9 protein-coding genes are annotated in these 12,124 nt (G+C 56.4%); 8 read left to right on the top strand and 1 reads right to left on the bottom strand.

All coding sequences use genetic code 11. From position 1 onward, the window contains the following. The first annotated feature begins 26 nt into the window (after nucleotides 1-26). The 4 genes from DOLE_RS18145 (at nucleotide 27) to DOLE_RS05260 (ending at nucleotide 4,448) form a co-directional block, all read left to right on the top strand. On the top strand, nucleotides 27-152 hold the full coding sequence (locus DOLE_RS18145; RefSeq protein ID WP_153304361.1) for a MetS family NSS transporter small subunit: 126 nt from the start codon (nucleotides 27-29) through the stop codon (nucleotides 150-152). Between the two features lie 49 nt (nucleotides 153-201). Next, nucleotides 202-1,731: a DUF4139 domain-containing protein gene (locus DOLE_RS05270; protein WP_012174453.1), complete on the top strand. Its 1,530-nt coding sequence runs from the start codon at nucleotides 202-204 to the stop codon at nucleotides 1,729-1,731. Nucleotides 1,732-1,787: 56 nt separating this feature from the next. Further along, nucleotides 1,788-2,711 carry an MBL fold metallo-hydrolase gene (locus tag DOLE_RS05265; protein ID WP_012174452.1) on the top strand — a complete coding sequence of 308 codons (924 nt, stop codon included), beginning with the start codon at nucleotides 1,788-1,790 and terminating at the stop codon, nucleotides 2,709-2,711. Nucleotides 2,712-2,843: 132 nt separating this feature from the next. Beyond that, nucleotides 2,844-4,448, top strand: coding sequence for a TolB family protein (locus tag DOLE_RS05260; RefSeq protein ID WP_012174451.1), 1,605 nt, complete (start codon nucleotides 2,844-2,846; stop codon nucleotides 4,446-4,448). 117 nt (nucleotides 4,449-4,565) lie between these two features. Here the strand turns inward: DOLE_RS05260 and DOLE_RS05255 are convergent, their stop codons facing one another. Beyond that, a complete protein-coding gene (locus DOLE_RS05255) occupies nucleotides 4,566-6,401 on the bottom strand; it encodes a hypothetical protein (protein WP_012174450.1) in 1,836 nt (611 codons plus the stop codon). Nucleotides 6,402-6,609: 208 nt separating this feature from the next. Between DOLE_RS05255 and glpA the strand changes: the two genes are divergently transcribed. Genes glpA through DOLE_RS05235 form a run of 4 tightly spaced genes read left to right on the top strand, consistent with a single transcriptional unit; the run spans nucleotide 6,610 to nucleotide 12,081 of the window. Beyond that, nucleotides 6,610-8,268, top strand: a complete 1,659-nt coding sequence (glpA, locus tag DOLE_RS05250) for an anaerobic glycerol-3-phosphate dehydrogenase subunit A (RefSeq protein WP_012174449.1) — start codon at nucleotides 6,610-6,612, stop codon at nucleotides 8,266-8,268. Beyond that, entirely contained in the window at nucleotides 8,255-9,595 is a 1,341-nt protein-coding gene (gene glpB, locus DOLE_RS05245) for a glycerol-3-phosphate dehydrogenase subunit GlpB (RefSeq protein ID WP_012174448.1), read from the top strand. Before glpA ends, glpB begins: the two co-directional genes overlap by 14 nt. Next, nucleotides 9,592-10,794 carry an anaerobic glycerol-3-phosphate dehydrogenase subunit GlpC gene (gene glpC / locus DOLE_RS05240; protein ID WP_012174447.1) on the top strand — a complete coding sequence of 401 codons (1,203 nt, stop codon included), beginning with the start codon at nucleotides 9,592-9,594 and terminating at the stop codon, nucleotides 10,792-10,794. Before glpB ends, glpC begins: the two co-directional genes overlap by 4 nt. Nucleotides 10,795-10,836: 42 nt before the next feature. Then, entirely contained in the window at nucleotides 10,837-12,081 is a 1,245-nt protein-coding gene (locus DOLE_RS05235) for a tetratricopeptide repeat protein (protein WP_012174446.1), read from the top strand. The last annotated feature ends 43 nt before the right edge of the window (nucleotides 12,082-12,124 follow it).

Here is a 12,124-nt window from a genome sequence, read left to right as displayed (position 1 = left end):
AAATGTCTTGCAACAGGGAGTCGCCCATGAAAACCGAAGCCATTGTCATGCTGATTGTTGGATTCAGCCTGCTTTACGGCGGTCTTGCGTGGTGCATCGGCATCGCCTGGTTCCACAGCCGGCAAGCGGAACAAAAAGCATCTGAAAAATAAACACGGGCGCTTTGCGCGCCGCAACCCCCTGGTTCAAAGAGGTGTCTTCATGCGTCCAAAAACCTTTTTCCTGGCAACAACAATCGTGCTTCTGTGCCTGGTTGTTTTCACCGGCCCGGTTCTGGCCACGCCTTCGGCCGTCACCCTTTTTCCCAAAGGCGGCACCATCACCGAACAGGCGACGCTCACGGCAGGCGCCAACACCTTGACGATTCCGGCACGGGCAGTTCCTGCCACACTTTCGGTCCAGGTGAATGACAACCGGTTTGCCCTTTCCGGGGCCACATGGGAACGGATAGAGATTGCCCACCCGGAAAAGACGGCCCAGATCAAACAGCAGATTGAGTCGCTGAAGCAGAAAAAGGCGGCCACCGCTGACACGCGAAAAGCGGTAGCGGCAAAAATCACCTTCTGGGAACACCAGCTGTCCAGAAACTGGGAAAAATCGGACGACGCCCTGGCCGTGGGCGCGGCCCTGGAAACCCCGCTGCTTCAGGGATACCAGAAACAGACCGCGCTTTCCCGGCAGATTGAGGAGATGGACAAAGAGATTGCCGAACTTGAAAAAGAGCTGAGAAAACTGACCTCCGGTCAGGAAAACCAGTGGGCCGTGCGCATCGCGCTTTCCGGCCCGGCCGATGTCCGGTGCCCAATTGAATTTTCCTATTTTTTCCCGGAATGCGGGTTTGCGCCCGCCTACCGGCTCAATGCCGCCATGGCCAAAAATGCCGTGGACTTTTCATGGGACGCGGACATCTGGCAGAATTCCGGTGTGTCCTGGGAAAAGGTGGAGATGACCCTGACCACGGCCAGCCCTTCGTTTGATCTCGTGCCCCCGGACCTTTCGCCATGGATCATCCAGGAGCGGCCGCAGGCACCGGTTTACCGTTCATCCATGCTCATGGCTGAAAAAAGCGTTGCCGACGCCATGACCGACCAGGCAACTGCTTCGCAACCCCAGCCGGTTCTCAAGAGCACCACCACCCAGTGGCGCATGGGCAAACGCAGTGTGACCTCCGGAGAAAAGCAGCGGTTCCTGATTGCCAGCCGGTCCCTTCCGGCCCGGTTTCTGCACCTGGTGCGTCCCTCCCGGTCCACGAAAGCGTTTGTTCAGGCATCGGTCTCCCTGAAGGAGCCGCTTCAGGCACCGGAGGGAGAGGCCATTTTTCTGATAGACGGTACCATGGTGGGCCGGGGCCCCTTTTCCATGGAGGCCAGGGAGGCAACACTTTTCTTTGGCCAGGATCCCCTGGTGTCGGCCACTAAAACCCTGGTTTCAAAAAAGAGCGGCAAGGAGGGGCTGATTGCCACCGAACAGACCATCCAGTGGCAATGGGACATATCCCTGGAGAACCACCACCCCTATGGCGTGACCGCCCAGGTGGAGGAGCCCCGGCCCCAGACACGGAACAAAGCGATAAAAACCGCCTGGACCCTGGACCCGGCCATATCTGAAAAAAAGAGCGACCACCAGACCTTTGTATGGGAGATGGACCTGCCGGCGGGCAAGACACAGACCATTCAAATGAATGTTCAGGTCAATGCGCCGACCGACATGAACCTGATGCCGGACATGTGAGGAGCGTTTTTTGAGCCACCTGAGCAAATGCGTTTCGATACCGATTTCGATTTAGAATGAAAACTTATGCCATTCGCCAGCCACGGCCCGAGGTATACCGGATCGCCCTGGCGCCGCCCATGGAAGGGTTTGATAACTTTATCACCGCGTGGGTCTACCGGGGGAAAAAGACCCTGCTGGTGGATACCGGCCCGTCGGTAACAGCCGACGCCCTTTTGTCCGCCCTTGCCGAAATCAGGTGCCGGCCGGACGCTATTCTGCTCACCCATATTCACATCGACCATGCAGGCGGGATCGGCCGGGTGTCAAACGCCTTTCCCGGCACACCGGTCATCTGTCACGAAAAAGCCATTCCCCACCTGGTGAACCCTGAAAAACTGTGGCAGAGCACAAGACAGACCCTGGGGGCCATGGCCGAGGCCTACGGCCCTATTGATCCGGTACCTGAAACACGGCTGATGAATGCGACAGAGCTCTCCTGCGGTCTTTGCCGGCCCGTGATGACACCGGGCCATGCCCCCCACCACATCAGTTACCTCACACCGGACAACACCCTGTTTGCCGGAGAGGCGGGCGGGGTCAACCTCGACTTGGGAGACGGACACATCTGTCTCCGGCCGGCCACACCGCCCCGGTTCGATCTGAAAATCACCGTGGCAAGCATGGACCGCTTAATCGACACAGCGCCCGCAGTCATCTGCTACGGTCACAACAGCCTGCGGACAAATGCCGTTGAACTGCTTTGCCGCCACCGGCAACAGCTTTTTTCCTGGCAGGCGCTGATTGGAAATGAGATGGAAAAAGGCGAAACCGGCACCCTGCTTTCCCGCTGCGCAGACCGTCTGTTAAAAGAAGATACGCTTCTGGCCGGTCTGTCCCAAGTGGGCCCGGCCGTGTTTCAACGCGAACAGTTTTTTATAAAAAACAGTCTTGCCGGTTTTATCGGTTATCTTAACGACCTTCGGAGCCTTGCTCGATGAATGTGTGCAGCCCTTTGACAAGAACCCGACCTTGAATAGGTTGCCCCCTCTGATCCAGGTTTACACGTTCAGACCGCCTGTGCTATAAATGGCCATGCTCAAGCATACGAAAATCCGACACAGACAGTCATCATGAAACACTTTGCCTCTCTTATTCAAATTGCGGCCGTTGGTCTTACCTTTCTGTTGGCTGCTAACACGCCGGGAACGACCAACACACTCCCTTCCGTTACCATAAAAAAGACGTTCCTGAGTTTACAACCTCAAGACAGTATGGCCTACGCGGAGTCAGCCGTTATCAGCCCGGATTCGACGCACTTGGCCTATGTTGTTAAAAATGAGACGGGCATGCAGGTGATGACAAATGACAAGGCCGGAAAACTTTACGACCAGATTGCCAGAGGATTTCCTGTTTTTAGCCCGCAAAAAAACCGGGTTGGATATATTGCAACCCTTGCCGGCAAAAATATCGTGGTGGTGGATAAGACGGAATACCCCGGGTTTGACGGTGCCTGCTGCCTGACATTCAGCCCGGACGGAAAAAGCTTTGCCTATATTGCCCAGAAAGAAGGTAAGCAGGTGGTGCTGTTCAACGGCACACCCCATGATCCCTTTGACGCCATTGACCGCCAGATCGGGCTGGTGTTCGGCCCCGGTTCCAGCCGACTGGCCTATTCCGGTCTTGACCAGGGCCGGGTGATTCTGGTGATCGACGGGAAGCCCCAGGAACGGGCCTGGGATATCATTGACGAGATCGCCTTCAGTCCAGATGCGAAAAATATCGCCTGTATTGCCACTACTCAAAAAAAATATTTTGTCGTTCAAAACAGTACGACTTACGGCCCTTTTGACATGGCTGAGGCCCTGACCTGGGCCCCTGACAATAAATCACTGGTGTTTGTTGCCATAAAAAATGACAACTGGATAACCGTAAAAAACGGGAGGGAGATGCCGTCTGGCAAATATACGATCCAGACCGTCTTTAACCCGGTAAAAAAAGTATACGAGTACATGGTGCCCCAGATCACCCCGCCTGTATTCAGTCCGGATGCATCACGGCTTGCCTTTACCATGATCGAAGAATTCAGATACCGAATCCGCGTTGAAGATCAGAAGGGACCTCTGTTCGACAGGGTTGGCGAACCTGTCTTCTCCCCTGACTCCCGACATTATGCATATATAGGCATCGTATCCGGCAAAACAAACCAATACGCCTTCATTTATGACGGCAATCCAATAGCTACGTACGAGGGTATTGTACCACCAGTGGTCTTTTCTCCGGACGCACAGCGAACGGCCTTCCGGATCGCTAATGAGAAAGGAATGGGTTCGGTAGTAGTGGATGGCCAGAAGGCAGAATGGTATGACGATATCAGCACGCCTGTCTTCAGCCCCGATTCCAAGCATGTGGCTTACAAAGCCTTGAAAAACAAAAAGGTCTTCATGGTTGTTGACAAAAAAGAGCATGGGCCATTTGATGACACGACACCCCCTTTTTTCAGCCCTGACAGCAACTGCATGGCTTACCTGGCACGAGAAGCCCCATATTCCTGTTTTCTCATCGTAAACGATGACAAAGTGCTACCTTTTAACTCTTTTTTCAATTATCAACAAACACCGATCGTATTTGACGGGGACAACCAACTCCACTTCATTGGCCTCTTTCTTGAGAACAACCGCTTCAAAGTTTATCGCATCGACGCAGAGATAAGCTTCCAGACCGGAAACGAGGAATAGATAGAGACACAAAGACCTTTTTCGCCATCGTGCTCTTTCCCCGGCAGGCGTAAAAATACCCGATTAGGCGAAATTGACTGACAACAGGTCGGCCCATCTGTCATATATTTCTGACGATTATGAAGCGATGCCGCTCAGTTTCCGCCATATTCGCAGAGTTCCATCTGCGGCCAGCAGGCAAATACAGCACAGAAGGCAGCAGACTGTCGTCCAGTTTGCTGCCTTCTGTACCAGAGGCATGGCAAACGGAAACGGGCGATAGTGGGTAAAAGCAAGGACCGCCTCCTTCTGATCAGCAGTAAAATGGTCTCCCGGACGACAACCGTTTGCGCCGGGAAACACATAACAAACCGGATTCTTAATATTAAAAACCCCGTTAGCCACATCCATCACCGGCCCGAGGTGCAGGCTGCCAAAAGGGAGCATCTCAAGACCATAACCGAAACTTGCCTCGTAGCAGAACATCTGAGAATGGTTATAAATAAATGCGTCATTTCGGTAGATTGGAGCCCCCGGACGGCCACAATTATCCACCGGGGCACTGATGTGGGTCACTTTGGGATCAATGGCGCCCTGCTTAATGGCATAATAGGCCTGTTGAACACGAACACCTGAATAGCTCTGTTCCAGAGAATAATAGGTTCGATCCATGACCATGTTGAAAAAAATTGTTATTGCCACGCCTGCCAGTGCCAAAATTGAACGAAGCCGGCGGGACGGGATTGTTCTTTCCATGGCCACACCGGTCAGCAGCACCAGCGCCGGTATATAAACAGAAAACCACCGTACATTCTGACTGCTGCTGCCGATCACCGGCACCTTTTTTAAAAATGCGTTCCATTCAGGCGTATATAGATTCAGCGCCAAAGGTATGCCTGCCAGAACAACGGTCGCTATGAAAAGCAGGGGGTGCTCTGAGACAAAGGAGGTCCTTTTCCGCCATGTGAGCCGCCGGAAAAGAAGCACCGTCACCGCACCGATAAGTACGACAAAAGGCACTGGCCCCACCCCGAACTCAAACTCATGCCGGCCTAAAAAAAACTGAGTATTGACCATTGCCTCCCTGGCCAATGCATCCATCGGAGAACCCCACAAGGCGCCAGCCACCACCTTGACAAGATTCCCCATGCCATCAATCTGGGGCAGCAGATAGTGGTTCCGTGGAAAGTTGGCGACAAAATGGAGCACGGCAGAGAGCTTTGCCGCTGAAAGGCCCAGGGCAATCAGGCAGGCCCCGGCAAAACGGCTGATAAAGGAGATCGGAAAAAACCGCTGGGGATACAGAAAACACAGGAGACAGCCGGTGATCACAACAGACAGCAGGATGGCGGGGAGCAGGGTCTGCGTACCGGAGTAAACCATGTAACTGATCATCAGTCCTGCGGCCACCATGTTGCGTGTCCCCCTTCCGTACGTTGCTCTTTCCCGGGTTCCGGTTGACAACAGACAGATCACGACCCAGGGGATCAGCATAAAAGCGATGTAAATCAACGCCCCGATAAGCACCTTTGACCAGTAAAACCCGTTAAACAGAAAAAGAACGGCACACAGAAATGCAACCGACCGGGAACAGTCACAGGCCCGATGCATCAGCACGTAGAAACCCCAAAAGCCCAGTACTCCAAAGAGTAAAAAACTTAAACCAATTGCAGGCAAGGGACCCGTCCAGAAGGTCAGCAGTTGAACCACCGAATAGAAATAGCTGATGGGATGCGCAAAAACAGGAATGCCGCCGCAGAAAGAGGGAGAAAACCAGTAAACAGGGAACACCCCGTTCTTTTTGAACCACACATAACCGTCGAGGAGTTGCGGCAGGGTAAATCCATAGTCATGGCCCAGGAATCCGTACTTTCCTGGCAAAAAGGGACTGAAAATGAAGCCGTAACAGACGACCACGGCAAAACCGGCAACCAGAACCACTCCCTGCTTCACTGTTTTTCCAGTCAGGATCATATCCTCACCTGTCGTTGGGCCGCTCTTTCGCCGGGAAGGGAAACCCCATTGACCGCCCCTCTTCCGGTATGGCCGCAACATATCAAATAGGATACAGGATGCCAACAGCTTCTCAACGCTCGAGTCGTGCCGCCACTCTACTTTGGAAAGAGAAACCCCCTGTTGACGGTGGCTGTACTATCTATATAATGCTGGAAAGGCACATGCAATGAAACAGATCGAAACCGACATTCTTGTCATCGGCGGCGGCGCCACCGGCACCGCCGTGGCCAGGGACTGCGCTATGCGCGGCATTCCCTGCGTGCTGGTGGAGCGGACCGACCTGGCCGCCGGCACCACCGGGCGGAACCACGGCCTTTTGCACTCCGGTGCCCGCTACGCGGTCAAGGACTTTGAATCCGCCGTGGAGTGCATCACGGAAAACCGGATTTTAAAAAAAATCGCCCGCCACTGCATCGAAGAGACCGGCGGCCTGTTCGTTTCCCTTCCGGAGGACGACCCGGCCTACCATGACGCCCTGGTGCAGGCCTGCCGCAGGGCGGACATTCCCTGCCGGGAGATCGACGCTACCACCGCCCTGGCCATGGAACCCAACCTGAACCCCGCCGTCACCCGGGCTGTCACCGTGCCGGACGCCACCATTGATCCTTTTCGCCTGGCATCGGCCAATGCCTTAGACGCCTCGGAACGCGGGGCACAAATCCTGACTCACACCCGGGTCACCGGTTTTATTCAGGATCAGGATGCGGTTGTCGGCGCCCGGTGCCTGGACCGGTGCACCAGGGAAACATTTGAAATTCGGGCAAAGGTGGTGATCAACGCCTCCGGCGTGTGGGGTCAGGAACTCTGCAGAATGGCCGATATCGAGCTGGTCATGTTCCCCTCCAAGGGTGCCATGGTGATCCTGGACTACCGCATCAACAACGTGGTGCTGAACCGCTGCAGAAAACCGGCTGACGGCGACATCCTGGTGCCGGGGGACACCGTCTCCCTGATCGGCACCACCTCCCAACGCATTGCCTACGAGGCGATCTCCGATCTGCGGGTCACCGACGACGAAATCCGGACCCTGCTCAAAGAAGGAGAACGTCTTGTGCCCAACCTGTCCCGCACCCGCGTGCTGCGGGCCTTCTGCGGGGTCCGGCCCCTGGTGGCCGCGTCACCCGGCGAGACCCACGGCCGCAACATCACCCGGGGCATCGTGCTCATCGACCATCAGCAGCGGGACCAGGTAAAAAATTTTATCACCATTGCCGGGGGCAAGCTCATGACCTCCCGGCTGATGGCGGAAAAGGCCGTAAACCTGGCCTGCCGAAAGCTGGGGGAAAACCTTCCCTGCCGCACCGCTGCGACCCCCCTGCCCGGATCGGAAGAACCGATTCCCCGGGGCGTCCGCGCCCTGCCTTTTTCCGAATCCGTGGCCCAGTCGACCTACTACCGCCACGGCAAACGGGCCGACGACATTCTTGAAGAGAGCGACGGCGGCACGGGCCTGATCTGCGAATGCGAAATGGTCACCTCCCGGGAGGTGGCCTATGCCTTAAAACACCTGCACGTAAAGGACATCGTGGACCTGCGGCGCCGGACCCGCATCGGCATGGGGCCCTGCCAGGGGTTGTTCTGCGCCTACCGCAGCGCCGGCGCCTTTATCGAACACCGGCATACCGACGGCACCGATGCCACAAAAATGCTTATCGACTTTTTAGAAGAGCGGTGGAAAGGCATTCGGCCGGTGCTGTGGGGCGATACCCTGAGGGAAGCCGAATTTTCCTACTGGATCTGCCAGGGAATCTTCGGCCTGGGAAAAACCGTTGCTTCCAGCCCGGGCAGGGGAGAAGGGGTCTGTCTTGCGGATGAATTTGAATAACAGCACCGACTACGACTGCCTGATCATCGGTGGCGGCCTGTCAGGTCTTGCCTGCGGCATCACCTGCCTTGCCGAAGGGCTTTCCTGCGCCATTCTCTCCTCGGGCATGAGCGCCCTGCACTTTTCATCCGGCTCTGTGGACCTGCTGGGATATTTTCCGGAAGCCACCGTTGTGCCCGACCCCTTTGACGCCCTGCCCCGGTTTATCGACATGCATTCGGAACACCCCTACGCGCGGTGCGGCATCGACACCATAAAAGAGGCCCTGGCCTTTTTCAGGCAGGAAATGGCCAGAGCCGGGCTGCCCCTCCATGAGAACTGTTCCCGCAACCACTTTCACGTCACGGCCCTGGGCACGCTGAAGCCCACCTTCTTTTCCCAGCGAAGCGTTTTCAACCAGGAGATACGGTCGGTCATCGACCACACCCCGGCCATTACCATCATGAACATTCAGGGTTTTCGGGACTTTCATCCCGGCCTGGCCGCAGCCAACCTCAAACGGCACAAGCTGTTTTCCGCCTGCGACATTCAGTGCGCCGAGATGCATCTGCCGGAAAAGGAGAAAAACCCTTCACCGGTCCACGCCATGCGCTCCATCGACATCGCCCGGATATTTGACACCATGGACCCGGATGAAATGGCCCGTCTTATCAGAACGGCCTGCCCGGACGCCGATATCGTGGGGCTTCCGGCGGTGCTGGGAATTGAACGCCACAACGCGGTGCTGGACCGGCTGCGCCAAAAAACCGGGAAAATCATTTACGAAGTACCCACCCTTCCCCCCTCCATGCCGGGCATGCGGCTGGACAATGCGCTCAAGTCCCGGTTCGCGGCCATGGGCGGTGTCTTTATCCAGCGGGAAACCGTGGAAAAGGGGACCATCGCCAACGGCCGTGTAACCGCCATCCGCACAAAAAACCAAAACGACACCCTTACAGCGGGGTTTTATGTGCTGTCCACCGGCAGTTTCTTTTCAGGAGGCCTTGTCAGCCGGTTTGATCAAATCGCGGAGCCGGTCTTCAACCTGGCCCTGGCCCGGTCGCCTGAAGCCCGCTGCCTGGGATCGGAAAACTTTTTTGCCCCTGGGGGGCATGCGTTTCTTTCCGCCGGGGTCATCACGGATGACACGTTCCATCCGAAGACCCCGGCGGGAGAGACCGTGGAAAACCTTTTCTGCACGGGTGCGGTGCTGTCCGGCTACGACCCGGTCAACCAGGGGTGCGGCGGCGGCGTGGCCGTTGCCACCGGCTATGTGACGGGCCGGCGCATCGCCCGGGGCATCTATTCGGCCACCCGCCAGCGCCAGGACTATCCGGATTTGCCATGATCAACCTTGACAACACCAGTTTTGACCGCTGCATCAAGTGTACCGTGTGCACCGCCTACTGTCCGGTGGCCCGGGTGACCCCGCTTTATCCGGGGCCCAAGTATTCCGGCCCGGATGCCGAACGCATGCGCATCAAGACCCCTTTTCTGGCGGACAGCTCACTGGCCTACTGCAACAACTGCAAGCGGTGTGAAACGGTTTGCCCTTCGGGGGTGCGCATCACCGATTTCATCTCCCTGGCAAGAAGCACCCGGCTCAAAAAACGCCACCGGGTCCGTAATTTTCTGCTGACCCATACCGACCTGGCTGGATTTTTTGCCACCCGGCTCGCATGGCTGGCCAACTTCCTGCTGGGCCTTGGCATGGTAAAGACGGTGCTGGGCCTGTTTTTAAACATCTCCGCAAAAATCCGGTTTCCGGCTTACGCCTCCGGCCGGTTTGCCGGCGAGCTCAAGGCCCAGGCCCGTATTCAGAAAGCCTTTTCCGAGCAGGTCCTCTATTTTTACGGCTGCTATGTCAACTACAATTTTCACGATCTGGGCCGGGACGTGGTGGCAGTGCTCAACGCCATGAACATCGGGGTGATCGCCCCGGCCCAGAAGTGCTGCGGGGTGCCGCTGATCGCGGCCGGCAACCTTTCCAAGGCAAGGAAAAACGCGAATGCCAACATTCAAAGCCTGGCAGCCGCGGCAAGAGGGACAGGCCGGAAAATCGTTTTTTCCTCCTCCTCGTGCATTCTCACGGTGCAGCAGGACTACCCCGAGCTGCTGGACATGGACACATCGGCCATTGACGGCCATATCGAATTTATCACCCGGTTCCTCTATAAGAAGTTCAAGGCCGGCAACCTGCCGGCATTAAAACCGCTGAACCTGACCGCCGCCTACCACTCCCCCTGCCACCTGGAGCGGACCGGCGGGGTCATGTACACCATTGAAGTGCTTCGCCGCATTCCCGGCCTGCAACTGACACTGCTTCATTCGGAGTGCTGCGGCCTGGCCGGCACCTACGGGTTTAAAAAAGAGTTTGAAACCCTTGCCGAAGACATCGGCCAACCCCTGTTTCGCCAGATTCGGGCAACCGCCCCGGACGTGGTGATCACCGACTGCGAGGCCTGCAAGTGGCAGATCGAGGCCCATACCGGCCTTCAGGTTCTGCACCCGGTATCGGTGCTGGCCATGGCCCTGGCGAAATACTGATATGGAAACGGCCTCCGGAAACAAACAATTGGACAGACGCCCATGAAAAAACACCGCTTTTTCTTCGGCACAGCAGGATTTGCCGGCCTTGTTTTTGTCTTTATTTTCCCGCTCATCGGTCATGCCGCATACGTGTGGGACCGGCACCTGCCCGTTCCCGATGATGACCCCTCATGGAAAACGGTTGCCCGGCTGTGGGACAACCGGTGGGACGGGGGCCGGGTGATTGAGGATCTTATTGCCGTCCTGCATGGGCTGGAGGAAAAATACCCCGATCGTATTGAACCCTGTTTATGGCTGGGCCGGGCGTACTACATCAAGGGCCGGGACCACGCAAAAACCAGAAAGAAAAGTTTTGCAAAAGCCGAAGCCTATGCCGTAAAAGCCCACCAAATCGACGGCACGGACCTGAACGCCTTTTATATCCTGTTAAACGCCCTGAGCAACTGCACGGACCGCGAGTATGTCCACTCCACCTATGGCGACTGGATTTACGCCGTGGCCCCACTGCCAACCGGAGAGCTGCTGCCGGACATGCCGCCGTCGGAGAAATGGAGCAGGGCCATCGTTCTGTGGGGGCAGAGAGCCGATATCGACAGCCTTTCGGCATCCGCGCAACTGTTCGAGACCATGGCCGCCGACCACCCGGAAAACCTGCTGGCACAGATGTGGGCCTGCTATGCCTGCTATAACTGGGGCGAATACTACACCTTCAATGACGCCCATGATGAAATGGGCGTACCTTTATACAAAAAGGCCATCGCATATGCTGAAGCAGCCCTGCGGCTGAATCCCCACAGTGTTCAGGCCCACTACTGGCGCCAGGTCAGCATGGCCCGGAAAATTCAAACCGCCAATATTCTTACCCAGGCGGCCCATCTGAACCCGATCATGGAAGACCTGCTTTTCTGCGTTCGGGAAAACCCCACCTACGATTCCTGCGGGCCGGTATTCATACTGGCCACCATGGTGATCGAAGGCGGATGGGTGTGCAGAAAAGGAATGGAGATGGCCGGGTATACGGTCGAGATGCTCTTCGTGCTGCTTGAAACGGCGGAGATCCTCTATCCGGACCAGACCTATATCCCTTATATTCATGCCCGGCTGTTGGAAAACCGGGATAGGCCGGAAGCTGCCCTGCCGGTGCTGGAGCGGCTGATTCAGAAAGGGCCACCCGGGCCAAATGATCCAAGAAAAATCGAAAAGACTGAATATTATAAAGACGGCATCCGCTTGCACAGGGTTTTGTCCGAACGGCTGGCGACAATCGGCCGGGAAGAACGGTAATTGTCTGGGACCTTCCCGCGGGTTTTACATCCATTTCAAGCCG

Origin of the sequence: Desulfosudis oleivorans Hxd3 (assembly GCF_000018405.1) — a bacterium.
Taxonomy (GTDB): Bacteria; Desulfobacterota; Desulfobacteria; order Desulfobacterales; family Desulfosudaceae; genus Desulfosudis; species Desulfosudis oleivorans.
Note: the sequence above shows the minus strand (reverse complement) of the source record. Positions and strands in the feature narration are given on the sequence as shown.